Here is a 22,782-nt window from a genome sequence, read left to right on the forward strand (position 1 = left end):
GTACCGCGCTCCCGCTCAGTCGTCGCGGCAGACGACCAGCGTGTTGCGGATGCTCCCCGCGAGCTTCGAGGTCTCCCCTGCCTCGTACCCGGAGGGCAGCTCGAGGGTGGCGTACAGCCTCACTGCGAGATCGACGTTCACAGCGGAGCCGAGGGTCCCCCGGCCCGACCAGTCGTCCGCGAAGGTGTACGCCACGGTGTTGGAGTCGATCACGGATACGCTGAGCAGACCGCCGAAGCCCTCGAGGTTCCAGTCGATCAGGCTCAGGCCCACCCCCTGCTCCTTGCGGACGGTCAGGACGGAGCCCGCCGGGATCGGATCAGCCGAGGCCGTGACCCGGAAGTGGCGGCCCAGCAGGCCCAGGCCCGCGCAGCGGCCCTCGACCACGATGCCCTCGAGCGGCGCCTGCACGGACGCCGCGGCCAGCGGAGCGGCCACCGCGGCACCGATCACCGGGACCGACCATGCCGCGCCCTTGGCCACGGTCCGCCGCGACAGCGCCGGAGTCATCTCTTCTCTCATTCTCTTCCCTGCTTCACGTATGGGAGCGGACTCCGCTCCAGTTCCGAGACAGAGGCCGCACAGCACCGCAGCACTGCCGCCCCTGCCGCGCCGCGAGCCGCCGGCTCGCAGCCGTACCCACCGGCCTCCCCGGTACGCACGATTCTCAAAGTTACTGGTCGGAAAGTTACTTTTCTGTTTATCGCCATTTCCTCTCGTTCCATGATCGCAACCTGCGCATTCTGTCTCTTTCCAAGTACGGTGCCCCTCTGCCCGCCTGCCTGCCCTGCACCGCGGCCGGTCGCCCCTCACCTCACCCGTGAGCCCCGCCCGCACACGGCCACGTCGCTCCCCGGCACGGCACTCCCGACCGCCTACCATGGCGCTATGAGCGACCTCATCCGCACCGAGACCGCAGGCGCCGTCATCACCGTCACCCTCACCTCGCCTGCCACCCGCAACGCCCTGTCCACCGCACTCATGGCCGAGCTGCGCGATGCCCTGGCGGCGATCGGCGAGCGCACCGATGTGCACGCCGTCGTCCTCGCCGCGGACGGCCCCGTCTTCTCCTCCGGCCATGACCTCAAGGAGGTCCGGGGAGCCGACCACGCTCGCCAGCAGGAGATCTTCGACCTCTGCTCCGAGCTGATGCTCGCGGTCCAGCGCATCCCGCAGCCGGTCATCGCCCGCGTCCAGGGGCTCGCGACCGCCGCCGGCGCACAGCTCGCGGCCACCTGCGACCTCACCGTGGCCGCCGACACCGCCGCCTTCGCCACTCCCGGCGTCCGGATCGGCCTGTTCTGCTCCACCCCGGGCGTCGCCATCGCACGCGCCCTGCCCACCAAGCAGGCCATGCGCATGCTGCTCACGGGCGAGCCCCTCTCCGCACAGCAGGCGCTGGAGTTCGGCCTCGTGTCCGATGTCGTGCCGGGCGATGAACTCGTCCGCCGGACGATGGAGCTCGCGGAGAAGGTCGCCGAGGCCTCCTCCGCGACCGTGGCGATCGGCAAGGAGGCCTTCTACAGGCAGATCACCCTGCCCACGGAGGAGGCGTATGCGGCGATGTCGCGGACGATGGCGGACAACGCCGTCTCAGCAGATGCGCAGGAGGGCATCGACGCATTCCTCACCAAGCGGCAGCCCTCCTGGCGGGGTCGCGGGGCATGACGGTCCTCGTCACCGGAGCCTCGGGAGCGGTGGGCGCGGCCGTCGCGCGCATGCTCGCCGAGCGCGGCACACCCGTCCTCACCGCTGACCTGCCGCAGGCCCCCTCGCCCGCGAAGCACATGCGCTGGGACCTGCGGCTGCCGGTGCCCGAGGAGATCGCAGCACTCGCCTCGCGGGTGACGGCAGTGGTGCACTGCGGGCGCATGAGCGGGGACTGGGGCGAGCCTGAGGAGTTCCACGCGGTCAATGCCGCCGGCACCCGCAGGGTGCTCGACGCGTTTCCCCGCGCCCGCTTCGTCCACCTCTCCACCACCGCCGTCTACGGAACGGATCGCGACCACACACACCTCCATGAGGAGGCGGGGCCGCTGCCCGAGGCCGAGTACGCCGATCCGTTCGCACGCTCCGCCGCAGAGACCGAAAGGGTGCTGACCCGGGTGCGGCCGGACGCGCTGATCCTGCGGCCCGCCCGCATCTACGCGCCCTTCGCCCCCGATCCGGCTGCGGCCGGAGGTGCGCCGGGGACGGAGGGTCCGACCGGCGTGACCGCCACCGGCCCGGACGACGGCATCATCGCAGACATGGAGAGCTTCCGCCGCAGGGGTGTCCTCCGGCTGCCCGGCGGAGCGAGGAACTCCGTCATGCTGGCGCATGCGGACACCGTCGCCCTGGCCGCGCTCGCGGGCATCGACCGCCCCGGGGTGAGCGGACCGATCAACGTCGCCGACCCGGAGCCCTACGTGCTGCGCGAGGCGCTCATGACCTATCTCGCACGGACGCACCACCCGCCCGTGACGATCGAGGAGGCACCGGCGGATCTCGCGAAGGCCCGCGCCTGGATACGCACCAGACGGGCGGGCCGGCCTCGTGCGGGCAACCGGCCGCCGCACACGCTCACGCAGATCGAGGGCTACGTGCGCGAGCGCACCTACTCACTCTCCCGCCTGAGCGGGCTGCTCGGGGTGCATCCGGAGCAGCGGCTGGCACCGCGCGCCTGAGCCTCGCCCGCAGCGCGTCGCGAAAACTCCGACGGGCCGCGCAATTGCGTACGTCCCCTGAGCTTTCGCGACAGGGCCGGACAGCGCACCGCCTGGGCGATGGGGAGCGGCGGCTCAGCCCAGGAGGCCTCCGGTCCGCCGGATCCGGTCCATCCAGTCGGCGGCCGCGGCGAAGGCCTCGTCGGTCATCCGCGGATCCGCATCGGGGTCGACGGCATCCGTGCCGTCACTCGCGGCCCCGAGGGCCCCCGCACCGTCCCAGGTGCCCTCGTCCACGGGGTACGAGCCCAGGAACTGCACCTTCTTCGCGATGCGGTGGATGCCCTGCAGCGCCTCGGCCACGCGCGCCTCGGCGATGTGGCCCTTCGCGTCGATCGAGAACTGGTAGAGCCCCAGGCCGTTGCCCGCCGGCCGCGACTCGATCCGCGACATGTTGACGCCGCGCACCGCGAGCTGCTCGAGCATCTCCAGGAGTGCGCCCGCCCGGTCGCTGGCGAGCCCCACCACGAAGGTCGTGCGATCTGCTGCCGTGCGCTCCGGCAGCCCACCCGGCCGGGTCACGCAGACGAAGCGCGTGACGGCGGTGCTGTCCTCGCCGATGTCCTCGGCCAGGACCTCCAGTCCGTAGGTGTCCGCGGCCAGCTGCGGGCACACGGCCGCTTGGAACGGCGCTGCCGCGGCGGAGGCGGCATCGGCGAGCTCGCGGGCGGCGGCGGCGGTCGAGGAGGCGGGACGGAACTCCGCGGCAGGAGCGTGCTCGGCCATCCAGCGGCGCACCTGCGCCTCACCGTGCGGGTGGCTGCCGAAGGTCCGCAGCGAGTCCAGGGTCACCTCGCCGGGGCGGGCGGCGAGGACGAAGCGGACGGGGACGACGGCCTCGGCGACGATCTGCAGGCGGCCGTGCCGGGTCAGGGCGTCGAGGGTCGCGGGCACGCCGCCCTCCACCGAGTTCTCGATGGGGACCACGACGGCGTCCACCTCGCCGGCCCGGAGCGCGGCGAGCATGAGGTCCGGCGAGCGCATGGGGACCCGCTCGGCGGTCTCCAGCTCCCCCCAGCGCCCGAGGATGCGGATGAGGGCGGCCTCCGTGAAGGTGGCGGCCGGGCCCAGGTAGGCGCAGCGGCGGGGGGCTCCATCCGTGCGCCCGGCCGGGGCGGATCGCGACTCGCCGACCGCGGCGGGGACAGGGGGCGTGGCCGTCACGAGCGCCCTCGCAGCTCGCGGACGAGGAGGGCACGGGCGACATCGCGGTACTGCGCCCCGCGGTGGAGGATCGCGCGGAGATCGCGTCCCGTGACGCGGTGGTGGAGATCGCACTCGACCTCCTCGACGCGCAGACCCGCGCGCACGAGGTCGATCGTCATGCCCGTCTCCACGCCCCAGCCCGCGGCGAAGGGCTGGGTCGCCTCGAAGGCCTCGCGCGTGAGGCAGCGCATGCCGGACAGCGGCTGCGTCGCGGTGAAGCCCGACTGCCGCTCGATGCCCTTCTTCGCCAGTCCCACGACGAGGCCGAAGCCGCCCCCGGCCCGCTTCTGGGGCGGGAGGATCGCGATGGTGGCATCGGCCGTGCCGGCGAGGACGGGGCCGGCGAGCGGGGCGGTGTTCACCGCCGAGTCCTCGAGGTCGCCGTCGATGAACAGCAGGGCGCGGTGCCGGGGCCGCTCACCCGGCGCGAGCTGCGAGATCTCGCGGTTGCGCACAGCGTTGGCGCCCGTGATCATCGCCTGCGCCTTGCCCCGGTTCTTCCGGTGCGAGACCACCTGGGCCCCGGCCTCGCGGGCGCGGGCGGCGGTGTCATCGGAGGAGCCGTCGTCGACGACCATGACGAGGTCCGCGCCGGGGATCGTCTTCGCCGAGGCGACCGTCGCCCCGATCCGCTCCGCCTCGTCCTTGGCCGGGATGACGACGGCGAGGGAGTGCGGGGCGGAGCCGGCCTCGGGCTGGCGACCGGAGCCGGCCTCGGCGGGGTTCTGCTGCGCACTCATGTCAGCGGATGGTCAGCTGGCGGGAGACGACGCCGGCCTTCGCACGGCGCTCCTCGTAGCCGAGCGGGGCGTCCGCGGCGACGGCTGCGTCGAAGCGCTCGGCGAAGGCGGCGAGGCCCTCCTCGAGGTCGTCGGGCTGCGTGGACGAGGGGAACTCCCACACCGGCACGACGATCCCGTGCGCACGGAAGCAGCCCAGGTACTTGCCGCCCTCGGTGCCGAGGTCGTTCCCGCCTGCCGCGTGGAGGCGGGCGAGGCCGTCGAGCACGGCCTCCTCCGGACGGGTCTGCGCCCAGCGGACGTACACGCGGCCGGACATGTTGGTCCAGTAGGCCGCCGGCGCGGAGACGAGCTTCTCCGTGGGGCTGATGGTCTCATTGGCCTGCGCGAGGGCGGCGACGACGTCCTCGTCGCGCAGCGCCTCGTCCTCAGGCAGCCAGTAGTCGAAGGTCTCGTGCACCGTGATGTCGAACGGCGCGGTGAGGTCGAGGATGTCCTGGAGGCGGGGGCCCTCACCGGGCTGGGAGTCCGCCTCGGCATAGGTGCCGGGCTCGCTCGCGGCCACCTCGAGGATCGCGGCGGCGATGTCGCGTGAGGGGTCCGGGGAGGAGAACGGAACCTGGAGCCCGGCCATGATCACACCGTCCGCCCGGTGCAGCGCCTGCCATGCCGCGGGCAGGAGAGAGGCGAGGACGACGTCCCGGCCCCCGTGCTCGGGCGTGAGCCTCACGGTGGCCGTCGCGGCGGGGACGAGCTCGCGGAGGCTGATGAGATCCGCCTCGAAGGGCAGGCCCTCGAACGGACGGGGGACCCAGGCCCCGGCCTGCGCCTTCGCGAGGCGCTTGGCGATGATCTCTTCTCTGGACTTCTTGGACTTCTTACCCATGCGGGTCAGTCTACGGGGAGGAGTCCGTGCGGACCGTCGAGGCTCAGCTCTGCTCCGCGGATCGGCGTGGCAGAGAGCAAATCGGGTGCGTCTTCGCTCTGGTGCGGAGAGCATCCCGCGCCTCTGCAGGGAAACGGCCTCCGTGTGAGAATCGGAAGCGAACGCCGGTGAGCAGGGGTCGCACCACTCGTGTCGGCACCTGTCCACGAGAGCGTGGTCGCAGAAGGGAACGAGATGGCAGCACACTTCGCCGGCACCCCCGGTTCCAGGCTCCTGCCCTGCGGGTTCTCCGCCCACGGTCATCCGGGGACCGCCCTGTGAGCGCCCGTGAAGCGGCCAAGCGCGAGCGCTCCCTGCGCATTCGCCAGGCGGCGGAGCATCTTCTGGAGAAACGGGCGATCACCGCGGTGACCACGAAGGAGGTCGCGGAGGCGGCCGGCATCGGCGAGGCCACACTGTTCCGGTACATCGGGTCGAAGGACGAACTGCTGTTCATGGTGTACGGCGACCGCATGGACGCCCTGCTCTCCGAGATCGAACAGCGGGATGCCATGACCACGGTGGGCTGCGATGATTCCGAGAAGACCGGCTCGTACTATCTCGACCGGATCCTCGATGCCTACCGCACTCGCTGTGAGTTCTACCTGCAGAATCCGGACAATGCCTCGATCTATCTGCGCGCGGGTTTCGACAAGCAGAATGTCAGTCGCGGACGGAACATCGCCCAGGGCGACCGGTCCATCCGCCTCACCACGGCGATCCTCGCAGAAGGTCAGTCGGAGGGGTTTCTCAACGACCGCATTCCGCCGGGACTCGTCGCACAGAACTGCCACGCGATCTACATGCACGAGATCGACCGGACCCCCACCCGCGGGTACGTCCCGGGGACGATCTGGGAACGCGTCAGCCCCCGGCTGCACGCTCAGCTGGACCCTCTGCTGCGGTGACCGCCGCAGCGGCGCACCGCAGGCTTCCTCGGGTGCACAGCGCCGACGAGCGCGCCGACGCGCCCGTATGCCTCAGACCGCCGCGCTGCGGGCCGTGTCGTTCCTGCGGCGCTTCACGATCGCGCTCACGACGATCCAGAGCAGAGTCAGCACAAGAGCAGCCAGGACAGCCAGTGCCGCCCCCCGCTCCACGAAGATGTCGAAGGATCCCTGCGACATGATCATCGTGCGGCGCCACTGCACTTCGAGCATCGGCCCCAGGATGAACCCGAGCACGAGTGGTGCGAGGTTGAAGTCGAAGCGCCGGAGAAGGAACCCCATGAGACCGAAGAAGAGCATGAGCATGACATCGAACATGCTGTTGGAGACGGAGTACACGCCGCAGATCGCGATCAGCACCACTGTGGGACCCAGCATGTTGAGCGGGATCTTCAGGATGGTGACGAAGACGCGGATCAGCGGGAGGTTGAGAATCAGGAGGATGACGTTCCCGATGTACATGGAGGCGATGACGCCGTAGAACACATCGGGATTCTGATCCACCAGCTGCGGACCCGGGGTGATGTTCTGCAGGAGAAGCGCGCCGAAGATCAGCGCAAGCACCGGATTGGGCGGCACGCCGAGAGTGAGGAGCGGGATGAACGCGGAGTTCGATGACGCATTGTCCGCAGTCTCCGTCGCGGCCAGACCGTCGATGGCTCCCCTGCCGAACTTCTCCGGGTTCCTGGAGAACCTCTTCTCCGCACCGTAGGCCAGCACCGAGGAGACCGTGCCGCCCCCGCCCGGCAGGATGCCCAGGACGAAGCCGATGACCGAGGCGCGCGCAATGGCCGCCCGGGAGGTCAGCCAATCCGCCCAGGTGGGCATCACGTTCGACACCTTGGCGAGCTGGACGTCCCCGGAGTTCCGCGAGGCGATGGTGTTGAGGACTTCGCCGATGCCGAACAGGCCGATGGCGAGGGGCACGATCCCGATGCCGGCCGACAGCTCGAGGCTGCCGAAGGTGAGCCTCTCCGTGCCGTCGATGGGGTCCATCCCGACGGCGGCGATGACGAACCCCGCGACTGCCATGATGAGGCTCTTGACCACTGAGCCCGAGCCGATGAGCACGATCATCATGAGGCCGAAGAGCATGAGGAGGAAGAGCTCCGGCGCAGCGAAGATCCGGGCTCCGCTGGCCAGGAGCGGAGCGAACACGGTCAGACCGATGATGGCCACGGTGCCGCCCAGGAACGATCCGATCGCTGTGATGCCGAGCGCCGAGCCCGCCCTGCCCTGCTGTGTGAGCGGATAGCCGTCCAGCGTCGTGATCACCGAGGAGGCGTCACCGGGAAGCCGCATGAGGATCGCCGGGATGCGACCGCCGTACATGCTGCCGTAGTAGATGCCGGCGAGCATGATGACGGCGGTGGCCGCATCGAGGGTGAAGGTGAGCGGAAGGAGCAGAGCCACCGCAGCTGTCGGCCCGATGCCGGGAAGCAGGCCGAACACCGTGCCCAGCAGCACCCCCACTGTGACGTAGAGCAGGTTGACGGGGCTCAGCGCAACGTCGAAGCCGGTGGCGATTCCCTCGAAGATCTCCATGCCATCTCCTTCACATACCGCGGTGGATCGGGACCTCGGGGCGGGCACCGGGACCTGTCTTCACAGCGGCACCCTGAGATATCCGGAGAACAGGACGTACAGCGCCGCCGGCACGGTGACGGCGAGGATCGCCGAACTCAGCCAGGAGACCCCGGAGGCGAACCTCAGCAGGATGAGGGCCAGGGGGACGCCGGCCGGGAGGAACCCCACGAACGGGTAGAGGACGAGGAATGCGATCACCGCCAGCACGAAGATCGCCACGCGCAGCCACCGGACATCGCCCAGCGGGTTCTCCGGGGCCTCCTGCACACCGGCGAACAGGCCCGCGATCAGGAGCGCGCTCAGGGCGCAGCCGACCGCTGCTGAGACAGCAGGCCACCAACCGGGTCCCGGCGAGGCCAGCTCTCCGACTTCGAGCGCGAGCGCGGCGCTCAGGCACGTCGCGAAGCCCACGCCGATCACCGCGGCCACGGCGATGTGCGGCGCCGTCCCCCGGAGTGACCGCTCTCGGCGCGTGGACGCCACGTCTCCTCGCGCGCCTCGTGCGGAGGACCGTTCCGAGCCCGGCACCGTCATCCCGCACCCTCCGCCACGCCCGCCGGGCCGAACGACTCGCGAGTCCACTCCATGTCATCGGGCACGTACTGGAGCAGGAAGTCCTCACCGAGGTACTGCGGCTCCTGCAGCAGCGTGCTCTGCGCGTACTCACGCCAGGACTCGGCTTCCCGAGCCTGCTCGCCTGCCTGCGCGATCGCCGCGACGACCTCGTCCGGGGTCTCAGCCGGGACGGAGAGCGCCACACGCGAGTACCGACCGTGGGAGCGTTCGAAGCCCTGTTCTTCGAAGGTCGGCACCTCCGGCAGCTCGTCGAGCCGCTCAGTCGTGGCCACCGCCAGCGGCACGACCTCCCCGGCCTCGATCTGGGGAAGCGCGATGTTCGCCTCCACTCCGGCGAAGTCGGCATCCCCGTTGGCGACGGCCAGGGTGGTCTCATTGGAACCGTCGAACGGCAGGTAGTCGCTGGCTCCACCGGCCTCGTCCACGAAGTTGGAGGCGACCAGGTGGAGGACATTGCCCACTGACGTGGTCGCGATGGTGGCAGTCCCATCGAAAGTCACGTCTTCCAGCGACTCCCAACCGGTGTCGGCGTCCGCGACCAGGACGATCGGCTGATCGCCCAGGCTGATGACCGAACGGAAGTCCTCGGCGGCGTAGCTGACCTCCTGCCTCAGCGGCACGGTGATGAACGTCGAGGCCGTGGAGTGCAGGAGCGTGTAGCCGTCGGCGTCCGCAGTGGCTGCTTCAGCTGCACCCACGGCGGAACCTCCACCGGGCCTGTTCACCACGAGCACGGATTCTCCGAGGGCCTCCTCCAGGGGTGCCGCGAAGGCCCGCACCAGGACATCGCTGGACCCTCCTGCCGCCCACGGGACGACGATCTCTATGGGACCGCTCGGATAGTCCTCGGGCGCGGCCCCCGGCGTGCAGGCCGAGACGGCCAGAGCCGCTGCGGAGAGCACCGCCCCCAGACGCACCGCTTCTTCCTTCTTCCACTGCATGGCCAAACTCCTTTGTCGGCTCGAATGGTGTGGCCCTGTCTCAGCTGCCGGATCTCATGGTCAGCGCGCTCGACCGAGGACGTAGTCATCGGCGTCGAACCTGCCGAAGTCGGAGCGGTAGCGGTTCATCATGTCCGGCCAGATCGTGGTCAGCCTGCCGCTGCGCGGATCCAGATACCACGAATCGCAGCCGCCGGACGTCCAGACGGTGTCGCGTGCACGGCGGCCGATGAGGTCCAGGAAGGCCTCCTGCCGGTCGGATCGGACCTCCACCCTCTCGATCCCGCGCGCGTCGATCGCACGGATCGCATCAGCGACGTAGGCGGCCTGGGTCTCGATCATGAAGATGATGGAACCGGCACCCAGACCCACATGCGGCCCGTTCATGAAGAAGAGATTCGGGAAGCCCGCGACGGAGATCCCGCCGAAGGCTTCGCTGCCGCTGCTCCAGGCCCGGTCCAGACGAGTGCCGCCCTCCCCGTGGATCCGCTTGGCCACCGGGAGCTCGGCCGCCTCGAATCCCGAGCAGAAGATCACGCAGTCGACCTCATGCTCCCGGCCGGAGGCGTCGATCACCGTGTTCTCACCGAATCCGCTCACGGCCCGGGTGACGAGCTCGACGCCGGGCTTCTGCAGCGCGGGGTACCAGTCATTGGAGAGGAGGATGCGCTTGCAGCCGATGGTGTAGTCGGGAGTGACCTTCTCCAGCAGCGCAGCGTCTTCCACCTGGGCGATCCGGTGGGCGGCGGCGGTTTCCGAGATCTCCCGGAGGAACTCGGGCACCATCATGCGCTGCGGAAAGCGCGATTCATTGGACCAGAACAGGAAGTCGCGAAAGCCCTGGGCAGCCTCCGGCACGCGCTCGAACATCCGCTTCTGCGCTTCCGTATAGGTGACGTCCTGCCTGGGGATCACGTACGGGGCGCTCCGCTGGAAGACGGTGAGGGACGCGACCCGATCAGCGATCGCCGGCACCACCTGGATGGCGGAGGCTCCGGTGCCGACGACTGCGACACGACTGCCCTCCAGCCTATGCTCGTGATCCCATCTGGCCGAGTGGAAGGTCCTGCCCCTGTACCGGTCCAGACCCGGCAGGTTCGGGACCCTGGGGTCCGAGAGGTGGCCGGTGGCGAAGACGACGAGCCTGGCCGACATGGTCGTCCTGCTGGTTTTCAGAACCCATCGGCGCGGCCCCTCCCGCCAGTGCGCTGATTCCACGTCGTGGCCGAACTCGGCGTGCGGGCCGAGGCCTTCCTCCTGCGCGACTCGCGTGAGGTAGTCCTGGATCTCCGGCTGCCTCGCATATGTCTTCGTCCAGCGGGGATTGGGCCGGAAGGAGAAGGAGTACAGATGCGACTGGATGTCGCACTCGGCCCCGGGGTAGGTGTTGTCACGCCAGGTGCCGCCGAAATCCTCACCCCTGTCGATCAGCACGAACCGGTCGAACCCGCTCCGCTTCAGCATCGAGGCCAGAGCGATGCCCGAGAACCCCGCCCCGACGATGACGACGTCGTGTTCCTGTGCGACCTGCGGCATCTTCAGCCCTCCGTCCTTCATGGGAGAAATGTCCTGACGTGCTCTCCGGGGCTGCAGCGTCCGCGCAGGAAGTCGGCGTAGGCACCGTAGACCTCCCCGAGGCGCTCCCTGAGAAGCGCGTGGCCGCTGTCCACCGGGACGAACACGGCCGGAGCGATCGCCCCGAAGAGTTCGTGCGCGCCCTCGAGCGGGACCTTCGCGTCCGCTGTCCCGGAGATGAGCAGGGTGGGAGTCTCCACCCGCGATGCCGGCTCTGAGCTGTCAAGGGCGAGATTGACCTCGACCCGTCTGCGCGTCTCCTCATCCGGCACAGCGGGAGCCAGCTGCGATGCGGTCTGCTGCTCGGCGAGGTGTCTTCGGTACTTCGGCGAGTACTGGAGCATGTGGGACAGCCGGCCGGCCAGCGCGGGCTCTCGGGCGTAGAGTTCGAGCCAGAGCTCATGGCGGCTCTGCTGCAGCTGATCGGTGCGGAGCCATCCCCCGGCCAATGCGAGCGTCGACACCCGCGCCCGATGGTCTGCTGCGTATCGCAGCGCGATGTGGGCACCCAGCGAGTAGCCGAACAGATGCACACGGCCCTGTGCCGAGCGCTGCCCGATGAGGTCTTCCAACTGCTCGAGATAGTCCTGCATGCGCCGCGCGGCATCCCCGCCCGGGGACGACCTGTAGTCGAACAGGATGACTCGATGATCCCGCTCGAGCAGAGGCTTGAGTCCTGCGAAGGCGGCCTCCGCACGCACTTCCGTGCCGGGCACCAGGATGATGCTGTCTTCTTCCATGGGCTGATGTCTCCTCACCGGAGTGGGCCTCAGGCGGGCCGGACCGCCTCCACAGCGCCGGCCCCCTGATCATCCTCACGAGCGCCGGATCCCACCTCTGCATCACGACATTGTGATAGCTGGCTATCAACTTTTAATAATGACCACTATAAGCGTCATGCGCCACCACAGTCAACAGTCCTTTACTAAGGATCCGATTGACCTGCTAGAACATGGAGAGCCTCACCTCGAATGGAGCCACACACATCCGTGTAGCTATTGATAGGGCACTTCTCTTTAAGTAGTCTGCTCTGCCAAGAGCACGCACTGAGCACCAGGACAGCAACGGAGCTGAAGACATGACGGAACGCGTACTCATCACCGGCGGCGGCGCCGGCATAGGAGCGGCGATAGCCCACCGCTGCCGCGAGGACGGCTATGAGCCCGTGACGGTGGACCTGCGGAACGGAGACATCTCAGCCGATCTCTCCGATGCCGCAGAGACCGAGGAGGCCCTGGCCGAAGCGCTGGCCCCTGGCCCCATCCACCGGGTGGTCAACAATGTCGGCTCGATCGAGGTCGCCGCGCTCGGAACGCTGACCCCCGCGCACCTGGACCTGGCCGTGCGCACCAACCTGCAGTGCGCGATCCTCACCGCGCAGGCGGCCCTCGCTGGAATGCGGGAACGCGGCTTCGGACGCATTGTGAACATCGCCTCCCGCGCCGCCCTGGGCAAGGAGGGTCGTTCAGTCTATGCGGCCACCAAAGCGGGCCTCATCGGCATGACCCGCACCTGGGCGCTCGAGCTCGGCGACCACGGCATCACGGTCAATGCGGTGGGGCCGGGTCCTGTGCGCACCTCGATGTTCGATGCGGCAAACCCTCCGGACGACGAAGGGACCGTGCGCATCATCGGCTCGATCCCCGTCAGGCGGATCGGCAGCCCCGAGGACATCGCGCACTCGGTGTCCCACTTCCTCGACTCCCGCGCCGGCTTCGTCACAGGGCAGATGCTGTACGTGTGCGGCGGCAAGACCGTGGGGCTGGCACCTCTGTGAGACAGACCCGGAAGCAGCGCCCCCCAGGCTCCCGGGCGCCGCCGGGACGAGCTGCGGAGCCCGGCTCAGCTCTGCGCCGCGGACTGCTCCTCGAAGCCGCGCTCGTAGGCGTCGCGCAGCGCCTCCCAGCCCACGGCCGCCGAGTCCCCGCCCACCACGCGCTCCACGTCCCGGCCCTCCATGAGCAGCGAGAGGACGGCGAGGCAGATGTGCCACCCCGCGGCGGTCATGGGCACGAGCGCGGCACGGGTGAAGGTCTGGGTGACGGTGAGGACCGAGGCGGCCCCCACCTCGGCGGCAGCGGCCTCATCCAGCGGCACCGCCGTGATCTCCCACAGCACCTCGCCCTCACCCCAGGCGTGGCGGAGGACATGCTCCGGCTCCGCCTCGATGACGCGGACGTCGACGGGCTCGGCCTCCGGGGTCTCACGGGAGATCGCAGGGCCCGGTGTCGTCAGGGGGCGGTCCGGCACGACGGGCGACCACCGGGTCAGCAGCTCCGGCTGCGTGAGGTGCTCCCACACCGTCTGCGCATCCGCCGCGAGAGGCACGCCCATGCGCAGGAGGGTGGTGCCGCGCGACAGGGACTGCGCCTCGGCAGTGACGGAGGCCTCGGCGAGGGCGGTGGTGACGGCGGAGACGGTCGACTCGGACAGCGGCATGGGTACTCCTGTGGTGCGGGCGTGCGGACTCTGCCCCCAGCCTATGGCCTCCGGAATCTGACACGGATCTCAATTCCATTGACTCGCCCGCCCCGATATGACAGATTTCTAAACGATCGTTCAGCAGCACGCCGGAGCGCGGAGCGGAGGGTCCAGGGAGCACATGCCGCAGGTCCGGCAGGGGCGACCGCCGAGGTTCCGGCGGCCGTCTGCCGGCTCCCGCCGCAGGCTCGCAGGATCAGCTCCCCGCATCCGGCCACACTCGAAGGAGAGCACATGTCGGAACGCTTCACGGGCAAGGTCGCCGTCGTCACCGGAGCCTCACGGGGCATCGGCCTCGGGATCGCGCAGCGGCTCGTCGACGAGGGCGCGCGCGTGGTCATCACCGCCCGCGGCGAGGAGGCGCTCGCCGAGGCGGCAGCGCAGCTCGGCGGCCCCGAGAAGGCCCTCGCGGTGGCCGGCAAGGCCGATGACGAAGCCCACCAGGACGAGGCGATCGCGAAGGCGACCGAATCCTTCGGCCCCATCGACGTGCTGGTGAACAACACCGGCATCAACCCCGTCTACGGCCCCCTCGTGGAGCTCGATGACCGCGCGATCCGCAAGCTGTTCGACGTCAACGTCCTCTCCACGATGCAGTGGACGCGCAAGGTCTACGAAGCCTCGATGAAGGAGCGCGGCGGTTCGATCGTGAACCTCTCGTCGGTCGCGGCGGTGCGCCAGCCCCAGATGATCGGCTTCTACGGCGCGACGAAGACGATGATCACGCACATCACCAAGCAGTACGCGATGGAGCTCGGCCCGGACATCCGGGTGAATGCGATCGCACCCGCCGTCGTGAAGACGAAGTTCGCCGAGAAGCTCTACGAGGCCGGGGAGGAGAAGGTCGCCGCCGGGTACCCCCTCAAGCGCCTCGGCGTGCCCGAGGACATCGCGGCCCTCGCGGCCTTCCTCCTCTCCGACGAGGCCTCCTGGATCACCGGGGAGCTCGTGGTCGCCGACGGCGGCGTCACCCTGGGCGGAGGCGCCTGAGAGAGTCCTCTCGGAGACCCGTACAGCCCGCCTGCGCGGGCCGTGCGGGTTCGCCCGCATGTGCCGAAACTGCGTCGGCCGTGAGGACAACCGCAGGCGGGTGGTCCGGACCAACATCCAGCTCGTCTGGCTCATGGTCCCGCTGCTCGCGCTCCAGGGCGGGATGCTGGGCGTCCTGGGCCTGCTGTCGAGCACCTCGAGCGCTCGCGGAGGGCTCCCGGCGGGGAGCATCCTCGGGATGGGCGCGATCGCCGTGGTGATCGTCCTCGTCATCCTCTACGCTCACCTGGCCATCCCCGCGATGGCGGCACGGCAGCGGATCGTGTTCGGCGATGGGACGTACACGTTCACCGGCTGGTTCCGCACCGTCCGCCTCCGCGCCGAGGAGATCAGCAGGGCAGCGGCCATCGGCCATGTGCGCCTGGGAGCGGCACAGCCCACGCACCACCTGGTGCTCGCGGGCCCCAGGCGCCGCCTGCTCATCCTGGTGGGGCAGATGTGGGACATCGGTCAGCTGGGGGCGCTCGCGAACGATATGGCGGACCGAGGCGTCCCGCTCATCTCCCTGCTCCGGCCCTTCAGCCCCGCACAGCTGCGCTCCTTCGACCCCCGCCTCATGCCGTGGCGGCAGGCGCGCCCCTTCGCCTTCGCCTCCCTCCTGGCCACCGGGCTCATCGTCCTGGCAGTGGGAGCCGCGATCGCCGTCGTCATCGTCGTGACCGGCTGAACCGCGCCCGAGGCCCCTCGGCCCCTACCGGTCCGAGGCTGGCCTCGGCGCGGGTGCCCCCGGCAGCGGCCCGCCCGCCGCCACCAGCACGAGGGCGACGAGCACACCGGCCACGGCACCCAGGTTCAGCAGCAGCATCGAGCCCAGGGGGTACAGGAGCGCGGTCCAGGCGAATCCCACTGCGAGACCCGCGAAGCGCACGGTGTTGTGCAGCCCGAAGGCCAGCGAGTTCTCCCCCGCCCGCGACTGCGAGACGGAGAAGGCGGCGAGGCTCTGCCCCGCATTGAGCGCGGCCCCCAGGAGCAGGAGGAGCAGCACGATCCCGGCGACCTGCACCGTCCGCGGATCGGCCAGCAGCGCCGCGGCCGTGTCCCATCCGGACGCTCCCCCGCCGCTCGCGTCCCCCGCGTGCTGACCAGCTGCACCCGGTTCCGCAGCGCGGCGCGCGGAGCCCGCCGGGCCTTCGTCCAACCACAGGCCCAGCGCCACGAGGACGCCCAGCATCGTGGACAGCGCTCCCACCACGGTGCGCCAGCCGCCCAACCGGGAGCGGACGGCGCCCGTGAGCTTCGCCGAGACCGCCATCGCCGCCGCCATCGAGAACACGATCAGCCCCACGGGCCCCGGCCCCAGCCCCAGCACCTGCGCCAGCCAGAGCGGCAGGGACGAGAGCAGGACGCCCAGGATGAGCATGCTGGACACGGCGAGCGCGGTGGCGCGCACGTAGCGCCTCTCCACCAGCAGCCTGGGCGGCACCAGACTCTCCGGATGACGTCCCGCGAGCACGAGGAAGACCACGCCGCACACCACTGCCGCACCGCCCACCACCGCGTCCACCGACCACGGGCTGCGCTGTCCCACGAGGGTCACGGTGACGACGAGGAGGCCGACGGCGGCCATGAGCAGCACCATCCCTGGGACGTGCAGCGGCACCCTCCTCCCGGGCAGCCTGGGCACCGTCGTGAGCACGATGACCAGCAGCAGCGCGGAGAACAGCGCGGAGAAGCCGAACACCCCGCGCCAGCCCAGCATCTGGGCCACCAGCCCGCCCACCGGCGGGCCGAGCGCCTGCCCCACGCCGATCGCCGCCGCCCACGCCCCCAGCGCCGAGGCGCCCTTCTCCGGCCACAGCGCCACGAGCACCCGCTGCACTCCCGGCGGATAGGTCGCACACGCCATGCCCTGGACGGCCCTGAGCGCGATGAGCATCTCGAGGCTCGCCGAGAAGATCGCGAGCACCTGCGCGAGCGCCATGAGCGCAAGACCCGCGGACACCACGCGGATGGCCCCGAAGCGGTCGCACAGCCAGCCGGCCAGCGGCACGCACACCGCCATCGCGATCGTGTACGCGGCGACGGCGAGCACCACGCGCGAGTCCGTCGCCGCGAACTCCTCGCGGATCCAGTCCAGGGGCGCATTGATGATGTTGCCGCCCAGGGTGCCGGCCGTCGTGGTGCCCAGCAGACCCAGATACGCGAGCCTGCCGGGCCTGCGGGTGACGCTCAGGGCTCAGGCACCTCCCTCAGCCAGGCGCGGACCAGCTCCGAGTCCTCGCCCAGCCGCGGGGGCGCGAGGTCATAGGAGACCGGCGTCCGCGAGAGCCGCAGCGGGCTCGCCACGGTGGGGATGACGCGGTCGCCCGAGCCCACCTCGGCGACGGGCTCCAGTCCCATCGCCTCGGCGAGCTGCACGCCCTGCGCCACCGTGTTGATGGGCGCGCACGGCAGCCCGCGCTCGGTGAGGAGGGCGTACCACTCCTGCGCGGTGCGGTGGGAGAGCGCCTCCAGCAGCAGCGGCTCGAGCTCCTTGCGGTGGCTGTTGCGCGGCACCGCGGCGGCGAAGCGCTCGTCGGAGAGCCACTCCGGACGGCCCACCGCCTCGGCGAGGATCGCGAACTGGCGGTCGTTGCCGCACGCGATGATGAGCTCGCCCTCCCCCGTGGGCATGGGCTGGTACGGGTACAGGCTGGGATGCTCGTTGCCCATGCGCGAGGGCACGTTCCCCGCCGCCACATAGCCCGAGGACTGGTTGACCAGCCCCGACAGCGCCGAGGACAGGAGGTTGGTCTCGACCCGCTGCCCCTCGCCTGTGTCCTTGCGGTGCTGGAGCGCTGCGAGGATGCCGATCGCGGTGTGCAGGCCGGTGATGACGTCGAAGATCGCCACCCCGGCGCGGAACGGCGGACCGTCCGCGGCGCCCGTGAGGCTCATGAAGCCGGAGAGCCCCTGGATGAGCAGATCGTAGCCGGGCTGCGGGTTGTGCCCGCCGAATCCCGTGACCGAGGCGTACACGACACCGGGGTTGCCCTCGCTCACCGTCTCGTAGTCGAGCCCGAACTTCTCGAGGCCGCCGGGCTTGAAGTTCTCGACGAGGACATCGGCGCGGCGGGCGAGCTCCTGCGCGAGCGCGAGGTCCTCGGCCACCGTGAAGTCGAGGACGACATCGCGCTTGTTGCGGTTGGCGGAGAGGTAGTACGTCGCGTCCTCGCCGCGCACCGGCGGCTTCCAGCTCCGGGTGTCGTCTCCGCCGGGACCCTCCACCTTGATGACGGTGGCGCCGAGGTCCGCGAGCATCATCGTCGCGTACGGCCCGGCGAGGACGCGCGAGAAGTCCGCGACGACAAGTCCCGCCAGCGGCCCCGCGCCCGTGCGCTCGAACAGCTCCTGCACCTCCGGCCGCCGGCCGCTCTCCGCGCTCATCCTCTGCCTCTCCTCTTCAGTTCTGGTTCTTCTTGCCCTCCGGGAGGTTTCTACCGTACGGGCATGCTGCACGGTGCCCCCACCGTAGAAACCTCCCGGAGGCGGGGCAGCCCGGGGTCACCGCAGGTACAGGCGCACCGTGTCGATCTCCTCGCGCAGCAGGCGCACCTGCTCCACGGTGGGCTCCGCGGTGACCGCCACCTCGTCCGCGACCGCGAGCTCCCAGCCCGTCGCCTCGCGCACCTGCTCCACCGTCACCCCGGGGTGCGTGTGCGTGAGCACGAGCTCGCCGAACCTGTCCTCCCGGCGCAGCACGCCCAGCGGCGTGATGACGGTGCTCACGCCGTGACCCTGCGGCATGATGCCGCGGCCGCTCGCGCGGGCGGCCACCGGCGAGGGCGAGGTGACGAAGTCGAGCTCCGCGGGGAAGGAGGCGTGGTCGTGGCGGCGGATGATGACGAACACCTCGCCGGCGTTGGCCATGATGTCGGTCGCGCCGCCGGAACCGGGCAGGCGCACCGCCGGCTGCTCCCAGTCGCCGATCACGGAGGTGTTGAGCGAGCCGTGCCGGTCGATCTGCGCAGCCCCCAGGAAGCCGACGTCCACATTGCCGCCCTGCAGCACATAGCCGAACAGCGCCTGCATGCTCACCACGGACTCCGCACCGGACACCACGACCGAGTCCGCGATGCCCTCGGCCATGGCCTCCGGATGCGCACCGGCCACACCCGACTCGTAGATGAGCTCGATGTCGCGGTTGAGGGTCCGGTGCGCGAGGTCCACCGCCAGCGTGGGCAGGCCGATGCCTGCGAACACGGTCCGCTTGCCCGCCAGCAGCTCGGCCGCCGCGCAGACGATCAGCTCGGTCTGCGTGTAGTCCTCGGCCACCGCGGCGCTCTCCGCCGCTGCCGTGCCCGCGGGCGCTCCTGTCATGTGCGCGGCGCTCATGCCTGCGCCCTCCTTCTCCCGTAGTCCACCGCTCCCGAGGGGCGCGAGGCCACCTCCAGGGAGCGCAGGTGCTCCTCGCCGATCCGCTCCAGGTACTCCGCGTGCGAGGCGGTGCCCCGCACGTGCGTGTCGAGCCATTCCCGCAGCGCGGCGGGGTCCTTGGCCAGCGGGGGCCACATCCGGTAGAAGGCGTTGTCCCGGTCGTAGGTGCCCTGCACATAGGAGGGGTGCGCCCCGCGCGGGACCACGCAGACCGCGTCCACGGCGTGGGCGGGGATGAGGGTGCGGTTGGGATCGGCGCGGATGACCTCGTCGTCCACGATCTCCTCGACCGTGACGATGACGCGCTTCGCGGCGTAGACCGCCTCCTGCTGCACGCCCGTGATGCCCCAGATCTGCGCGTTGCCGCGCGCGTCCGCCCGCTGGGCATGGATGACGGTGACATCCGGGTTGAGCGGCGGCACCACATAGACGGTGCCCTCCCCGTAGGGGTTCTCGACCTCGCGGATGTCCGGGTTGATGCCCGGGATCTCGGAACCGGCGAAGGAGCGGATGGGCATGAAGGGCAGGCGGGAGGCTCCGGCGTGGTAGCGGAGGACCATCGCGTGGTGCGAATACTCCTCGACGGCCAGCGGCCTCGGCTCGCGTCGCTCCAGCCGGCGCCGGATCTCATGGAGGCTGCCGGCGGAGCCCGAGGCGAAGAAGGAGCACACGAGACGGTCCACGCAGTCCGCGGCGATGAGCATGTCCGCGATGAGATCGGGCGTCATGCGGCAGAAGGTGAGGTGTCTCCTCCCCTGCCGGATGATCTCGTGGCCTGCGGCGAAGGGGATGAGGTGAGAGAATCCCTCGAGTGCGACGGTGTCCCCGTCATGGACGAACGAGGCGATCGCCTCATCGAGCTCCATCGCTTTCACCGGCAGCTTCCTCTCTCGCGACTCCGTCGTCCTCACCCGGACCTGCTCAGATTATGACAACGAGCGGAGAGAATCCAGTCCCTTTTCTTCACCGTTGAGCATTAATCGTGAGATACTGGCGCACATGGAACTGCAGCAGATCCGAGCCTTCCTCGCAGTCGCGGAGGAGCTCCACTTCGGTCGCGCAGCGGAGAGCCTGGGGATGGCCCAGCCGCCGCTGAGCCGCACCATCCGCCAGTTCGAGCGGGAGCTGGGCGCCGAACTCTTCCACCGCACGACCCGCCAGGTCTCCCTCGCACCGGCGGGCGAGGCGCTCGTAGGCCCCGCCCGCGCACTGCTCGAGGCCGCGGAGAACGCCGAGCAGTCCGTCCGCTTCGCCGCCGCGGGAGACACCGGCCGCGTGCGCCTGGGCTTCGGCAGCTACTCCTCCCACCGGCTCGCCGCCCAGCTCACGCGTGCCTCGCGCAGCCGCAAGCCCGGCATCACCCTCGAGCTGGAGTCCGGCGTCTACACCGACGAGGCGATCGAGCGCCTGCACGACGGGACGATGGACCTCGCCCTCGTCCGCTGGCGGACCCGGCCGCCGGGGATCGCCGGCCGCGCAGTCATGATCGACCAGCCCGTCGTCCTGCTCTACGACGCCCACCCCCTGGCAGGCCGCAGCACGCTCACCGTCGACGAGCTCGCGGACGAGGGCTTCATCATCCTGCCGGCCGATCCCGGCTCCACGATGCGCGACCTCACCCTCCAGTGGTGCCACCGCGCCGGATTCGCACCGCACATCGTGCAGGAGGCACCGGACCTGTGGATCATCGGCGCCCTCGTGTCCGCGGAGATGGGGATCGCGGTCACCTACGACACCGTCGCGGCGGCGTTCAACCACCCCAACCTCGTGACGGTGCCGCTGGACGTCGAGCACGATCCGATCGTCGTGCACCTCGCCCACCGCGAGTCGCCGAACAGCCCGGCCCTGCGCGAGGTGCTCACGGCCGCACACGCCGCTCTGCCCACCGTCGAGGTGCCGCGCCCACGGGCCCGCGAGGCCTCGCCCGCCCCCACCCTCGGAGAGTGAGCCCCGGCCCAGTCCTCGCCGGGTGAGCGGCGGCCCAGTCCTCGCCGGGTGAGCGGTTTCTGTCGGATTCCGGGCGTGATCCCGACAGAAACCGCTCACCCTGCACTATGGGGGCGGGAGCTCACCTGGCATTGCGGGGCGGGAGTGCGTGAGCACGCTGGGGCGGAGCGTCCCGAGGTGAGAGCCTTGTCCCATGAGCTCTCAGGTACTCGCCGCGGCGGTCGCGATCGCCGTCGGACTCGCCCTCGCCGCCGCGCTCTTCGTGCCCTTCGTCTACCTCAACTACCGGCGGCGCGGCCGGCTGACCCTGCTCCGCACCGCACTCTGGACCAGCTTTCTCGTGTACGCGATGGCACTGTGGACGTACACGCTCCTGCCGCTGCCGGACCCCGATGACATCCGCTGCGCACCTGCCCAGCTCGTCCCGTTCCGCTTCCTCGCCGACATCCGGCACTACGACACCGCAGGCGCCGCGGCGCTCGCACACAACCCGGCGGTCCAGCAGGTGGCCTTCAACGTCCTGCTGTTCCTCCCCCTCGGTGTGCTCCTGCGCTGGCTGTGGGCCCGGGGCATCCTGTGGTCGACCGCCGCAGGCCTCCTGATCTCCCTGCTCATCGAGACCACGCAGCTCACGGGGGTCTGGGGCGTCTACCCGTGCGCCTATCGCCTCTTCGACGTCGACGACCTCATGGCCAACACGACGGGCGCACTGCTGGGCGGCATCGCGGCCGCCGTCGTCGTGCGGCTGCGCCGGATGGCGGACGCCTCGGGGCGGAGGGCCGGACAGACGTCGCCGAGGCCAGGGGCGGACCCGGCGGCTCCCACCGCGCAGGAGCTCCCGCAGCTCCGCACAGGGGTGCAGACCGGAACGGCAACCGGTCCCGGCTCAGCGGCAAGCTCCGGCTCAGCGGCGGCCTCCGCTCGGATGCCGCAGATCTCCGCGCGTCGCCGCCTCCTCGGTGCCGTCTGCGATCTGGTGATCGCCGGCGGCCTCGGATTCGCCGTCACGGTCACGCTCGGCCTGTTCCAGACGGTCCTGCTGCCCGGGGCGCTCGGCTCCCCGGGAACCGCCGACCCGACGCTGTCACAGCAGCTGGGCCTCTGGGTGCCGATCACCCTCACCGCCGCCTGCACCCTGCTCACCGGCCGCACCCCCGGGGACCACACCGTCGCGATCCGGTTCGTGCCCACAGGAACCCGTGCGACCACCGCCCGTTCCTCCCCTGCGCAGGCTCCGCCGCCGGCCGGCTCCCCGACCGCGTCGATGGCCTCCGCCGCCGCCCCGGAGGGCTCCTCACCGAGGGACCAGGAGACGATGACCGCTCCGCCCGAAACCGGCGCCAGCGCTCTCGCGTCCCCGTCCCGCACCGCCCTCCTGCCTCGCATCGCCCTGCGCTGGGCAGCCGGGATCGGCGGGTGCCAGCTGCTCGCCGTCTCGTCAGGAGGGGGTCTCCTCGGCCTCGTCCCGCTCCTGTTCGCAGTCGTGAGCGCCGTGATGATCCTCCGCACGGCCGACCGCGGCGGCCTGCCGGGAGCGCTCGCCCGACTCAGCCCCGTCGACGATTCCCTCGCCGGGCGGGCCCGCCGTGCAGATCTCGCAGCCCGCCCATCCTCCGCCGAGTGAGCGCTTTCTGCAGGAGAGCGCGTCTGAATCCGACAGGAACCGCTCACGCGGAGAGTTCGCCCGGAAGCCGCCCGCAGCCCGACCTCCACTCATCCCTCATGCCGCATCAATAGACACCTAAT

At 70.4% G+C, this 22,782-nt stretch carries 22 protein-coding genes; 8 read left to right on the plus strand and 14 right to left on the minus strand.

The window, feature by feature from the left end; translation table 11 throughout:
* Window positions 1-15 precede the first annotated feature (15 nt).
* The gene (locus K318_RS0103110; RefSeq protein WP_029088392.1) at window positions 16-510 is read right to left on the minus strand and encodes a hypothetical protein; all 495 of its coding nucleotides are present in this window, start codon (window positions 508-510) and stop codon (window positions 16-18) included.
* A gap of 378 nt (window positions 511-888) precedes the next feature.
* On the opposite strand from K318_RS0103110, the gene K318_RS0103115 reads away from it, so the two are divergent.
* On the plus strand, window positions 889-1,668 hold the full coding sequence (locus tag K318_RS0103115) for an enoyl-CoA hydratase (RefSeq protein ID WP_029088393.1): 780 nt from the start codon (window positions 889-891) through the stop codon (window positions 1,666-1,668).
* A complete protein-coding gene (locus K318_RS23400) occupies window positions 1,665-2,666 on the plus strand; it encodes an NAD-dependent epimerase/dehydratase family protein (RefSeq protein ID WP_051297405.1) in 1,002 nt (333 codons plus the stop codon). The genes K318_RS0103115 and K318_RS23400 overlap by 4 nt, the downstream gene beginning before the upstream one ends.
* Before the next feature lie 114 nt (window positions 2,667-2,780).
* Here the strand turns inward: K318_RS23400 and pheA are convergent, their stop codons facing one another.
* The 3 genes from pheA to K318_RS0103135 all read right to left on the minus strand — a co-directional run bounded on the left by pheA (window position 2,781) and on the right by K318_RS0103135 (window position 5,537).
* Window positions 2,781-3,776, minus strand: coding sequence for a prephenate dehydratase (pheA, locus tag K318_RS0103125; RefSeq protein WP_029088394.1), 996 nt, complete (start codon window positions 3,774-3,776; stop codon window positions 2,781-2,783).
* Window positions 3,777-3,865: 89 nt separating this feature from the next.
* Window positions 3,866-4,651, minus strand: a complete 786-nt coding sequence (locus K318_RS19030; protein WP_051297407.1) for a glycosyltransferase family 2 protein — start codon at window positions 4,649-4,651, stop codon at window positions 3,866-3,868.
* Between the two features lies 1 nt (window position 4,652).
* Complete coding sequence (locus K318_RS0103135) at window positions 4,653-5,537, minus strand: DUF5926 family protein (RefSeq protein ID WP_029088395.1); 885 nt, start codon at window positions 5,535-5,537, stop codon at window positions 4,653-4,655.
* 317 nt (window positions 5,538-5,854) lie between these two features.
* Here K318_RS0103135 and K318_RS23405 point away from each other — a divergent pair, with 317 nt between their 5' ends.
* A complete protein-coding gene (locus tag K318_RS23405) occupies window positions 5,855-6,484 on the plus strand; it encodes a TetR/AcrR family transcriptional regulator (RefSeq protein ID WP_029088396.1) in 630 nt (209 codons plus the stop codon).
* 72 nt (window positions 6,485-6,556) lie between these two features.
* Here the strand turns inward: K318_RS23405 and K318_RS0103145 are convergent, their stop codons facing one another.
* From K318_RS0103145 to K318_RS0103165, 5 genes are read right to left on the minus strand one after another with little or no spacing between them, the layout of a single operon-like run.
* A complete protein-coding gene (locus K318_RS0103145; RefSeq protein WP_029088397.1) occupies window positions 6,557-8,068 on the minus strand; it encodes a tripartite tricarboxylate transporter permease in 1,512 nt (503 codons plus the stop codon).
* Between the two features lie 60 nt (window positions 8,069-8,128).
* Window positions 8,129-8,593 (minus strand): tripartite tricarboxylate transporter TctB family protein, encoded by a 465-nt coding sequence (locus K318_RS0103150; RefSeq protein ID WP_029088398.1) that lies wholly within the window; start codon window positions 8,591-8,593, stop codon window positions 8,129-8,131.
* 47 nt (window positions 8,594-8,640) lie between these two features.
* Complete coding sequence (locus K318_RS0103155) at window positions 8,641-9,627, minus strand: tripartite tricarboxylate transporter substrate binding protein (RefSeq protein WP_029088399.1); 987 nt, start codon at window positions 9,625-9,627, stop codon at window positions 8,641-8,643.
* 60 nt (window positions 9,628-9,687) lie between these two features.
* Window positions 9,688-11,184 (minus strand): flavin-containing monooxygenase, encoded by a 1,497-nt coding sequence (locus tag K318_RS0103160; protein WP_051297409.1) that lies wholly within the window; start codon window positions 11,182-11,184, stop codon window positions 9,688-9,690.
* The gene (locus tag K318_RS0103165; protein WP_029088401.1) at window positions 11,181-11,942 is read right to left on the minus strand and encodes an alpha/beta fold hydrolase; all 762 of its coding nucleotides are present in this window, start codon (window positions 11,940-11,942) and stop codon (window positions 11,181-11,183) included. Before K318_RS0103165 ends, K318_RS0103160 begins: the two co-directional genes overlap by 4 nt.
* A 338-nt stretch (window positions 11,943-12,280) precedes the next feature.
* On the opposite strand from K318_RS0103165, the gene K318_RS0103170 reads away from it, so the two are divergent.
* Window positions 12,281-12,979 (plus strand): SDR family oxidoreductase, encoded by a 699-nt coding sequence (locus tag K318_RS0103170; protein WP_029088402.1) that lies wholly within the window; start codon window positions 12,281-12,283, stop codon window positions 12,977-12,979.
* A gap of 65 nt (window positions 12,980-13,044) precedes the next feature.
* Here the strand turns inward: K318_RS0103170 and K318_RS19040 are convergent, their stop codons facing one another.
* Complete coding sequence (locus K318_RS19040) at window positions 13,045-13,641, minus strand: SRPBCC domain-containing protein (RefSeq protein WP_051297411.1); 597 nt, start codon at window positions 13,639-13,641, stop codon at window positions 13,045-13,047.
* A 276-nt stretch (window positions 13,642-13,917) separates the two neighbouring features.
* On the opposite strand from K318_RS19040, the gene K318_RS0103180 reads away from it, so the two are divergent.
* Together K318_RS0103180 and K318_RS0103185 are read left to right on the plus strand one after the other, a co-directional pair.
* Window positions 13,918-14,673, plus strand: a complete 756-nt coding sequence (locus tag K318_RS0103180) for an SDR family oxidoreductase (RefSeq protein ID WP_029088403.1) — start codon at window positions 13,918-13,920, stop codon at window positions 14,671-14,673.
* A gap of 100 nt (window positions 14,674-14,773) precedes the next feature.
* Window positions 14,774-15,400 carry a hypothetical protein gene (locus K318_RS0103185; RefSeq protein ID WP_029088404.1) on the plus strand — a complete coding sequence of 209 codons (627 nt, stop codon included), beginning with the start codon at window positions 14,774-14,776 and terminating at the stop codon, window positions 15,398-15,400.
* 24 nt (window positions 15,401-15,424) lie between these two features.
* Here the strand turns inward: K318_RS0103185 and K318_RS0103190 are convergent, their stop codons facing one another.
* From K318_RS0103190 to K318_RS0103205, 4 genes are all read right to left on the minus strand, one after another.
* The gene (locus K318_RS0103190; protein WP_084499555.1) at window positions 15,425-16,906 is read right to left on the minus strand and encodes an MFS transporter; all 1,482 of its coding nucleotides are present in this window, start codon (window positions 16,904-16,906) and stop codon (window positions 15,425-15,427) included.
* Window positions 16,903-18,099, minus strand: coding sequence for a CaiB/BaiF CoA transferase family protein (locus tag K318_RS0103195; RefSeq protein ID WP_035280221.1), 1,197 nt, complete (start codon window positions 18,097-18,099; stop codon window positions 16,903-16,905). The genes K318_RS0103190 and K318_RS0103195 overlap by 4 nt, the downstream gene beginning before the upstream one ends.
* Before the next feature lie 117 nt (window positions 18,100-18,216).
* Window positions 18,217-19,047 carry a CoA-transferase subunit beta gene (locus tag K318_RS0103200; RefSeq protein WP_245579742.1) on the minus strand — a complete coding sequence of 277 codons (831 nt, stop codon included), beginning with the start codon at window positions 19,045-19,047 and terminating at the stop codon, window positions 18,217-18,219.
* On the minus strand, window positions 19,044-19,955 hold the full coding sequence (locus K318_RS0103205) for a CoA transferase subunit A (protein WP_035280223.1): 912 nt from the start codon (window positions 19,953-19,955) through the stop codon (window positions 19,044-19,046). Before K318_RS0103205 ends, K318_RS0103200 begins: the two co-directional genes overlap by 4 nt.
* A gap of 133 nt (window positions 19,956-20,088) precedes the next feature.
* Between K318_RS0103205 and K318_RS19045 the strand changes: the two genes are divergently transcribed.
* Together K318_RS19045 and K318_RS19050 are read left to right on the plus strand one after the other, a co-directional pair.
* Window positions 20,089-21,036: a LysR family transcriptional regulator gene (locus K318_RS19045; protein WP_051297413.1), complete on the plus strand. Its 948-nt coding sequence runs from the start codon at window positions 20,089-20,091 to the stop codon at window positions 21,034-21,036.
* 193 nt (window positions 21,037-21,229) lie between these two features.
* Window positions 21,230-22,660: a VanZ family protein gene (locus K318_RS19050; RefSeq protein ID WP_029088409.1), complete on the plus strand. Its 1,431-nt coding sequence runs from the start codon at window positions 21,230-21,232 to the stop codon at window positions 22,658-22,660.
* The last annotated feature ends 122 nt before the right edge of the window (window positions 22,661-22,782 follow it).

The sequence above is a fragment of the Brevibacterium album DSM 18261 genome (assembly GCF_000426445.1).
Lineage (GTDB): Bacteria > Actinomycetota > Actinomycetes > Actinomycetales > Brevibacteriaceae > Brevibacterium > Brevibacterium album.

Bases quoted from the DNA above. Each gene is read 5' to 3' on its own strand.
- K318_RS19045 (WP_051297413.1), top strand. From the start codon at position 20,089: ATGGAACTGCAGCAGATCCGAGCCTTCCTCGCAGTCGCGGAGGAGCTC.
- K318_RS0103115 (WP_029088393.1), top strand. From the start codon at position 889: ATGAGCGACCTCATCCGCACCGAGACCGCAGGCGCCGTCATCACCGTC.
- K318_RS0103195 (WP_035280221.1), bottom strand. From the start codon at position 18,099: ATGAGCGCGGAGAGCGGCCGGCGGCCGGAGGTGCAGGAGCTGTTCGAG.
- K318_RS19040 (WP_051297411.1), bottom strand. From the start codon at position 13,641: ATGCCGCTGTCCGAGTCGACCGTCTCCGCCGTCACCACCGCCCTCGCC.
- K318_RS0103160 (WP_051297409.1), bottom strand. From the start codon at position 11,184: ATGAAGGACGGAGGGCTGAAGATGCCGCAGGTCGCACAGGAACACGAC.
- K318_RS0103170 (WP_029088402.1), top strand. From the start codon at position 12,281: ATGACGGAACGCGTACTCATCACCGGCGGCGGCGCCGGCATAGGAGCG.
- K318_RS0103110 (WP_029088392.1), bottom strand. From the start codon at position 510: ATGACTCCGGCGCTGTCGCGGCGGACCGTGGCCAAGGGCGCGGCATGG.
- K318_RS0103205 (WP_035280223.1), bottom strand. From the start codon at position 19,955: ATGGAGCTCGATGAGGCGATCGCCTCGTTCGTCCATGACGGGGACACC.
- K318_RS0103180 (WP_029088403.1), top strand. From the start codon at position 13,918: ATGTCGGAACGCTTCACGGGCAAGGTCGCCGTCGTCACCGGAGCCTCA.
- K318_RS19050 (WP_029088409.1), top strand. From the start codon at position 21,230: ATGAGCTCTCAGGTACTCGCCGCGGCGGTCGCGATCGCCGTCGGACTC.
- K318_RS0103200 (WP_245579742.1), bottom strand. From the start codon at position 19,047: ATGAGCGCCGCGCACATGACAGGAGCGCCCGCGGGCACGGCAGCGGCG.
- K318_RS0103165 (WP_029088401.1), bottom strand. From the start codon at position 11,942: ATGGAAGAAGACAGCATCATCCTGGTGCCCGGCACGGAAGTGCGTGCG.
- K318_RS0103135 (WP_029088395.1), bottom strand. From the start codon at position 5,537: ATGGGTAAGAAGTCCAAGAAGTCCAGAGAAGAGATCATCGCCAAGCGC.
- K318_RS19030 (WP_051297407.1), bottom strand. From the start codon at position 4,651: ATGAGTGCGCAGCAGAACCCCGCCGAGGCCGGCTCCGGTCGCCAGCCC.
- K318_RS23400 (WP_051297405.1), top strand. From the start codon at position 1,665: ATGACGGTCCTCGTCACCGGAGCCTCGGGAGCGGTGGGCGCGGCCGTC.
- K318_RS0103145 (WP_029088397.1), bottom strand. From the start codon at position 8,068: ATGGAGATCTTCGAGGGAATCGCCACCGGCTTCGACGTTGCGCTGAGC.
- K318_RS0103155 (WP_029088399.1), bottom strand. From the start codon at position 9,627: ATGCAGTGGAAGAAGGAAGAAGCGGTGCGTCTGGGGGCGGTGCTCTCC.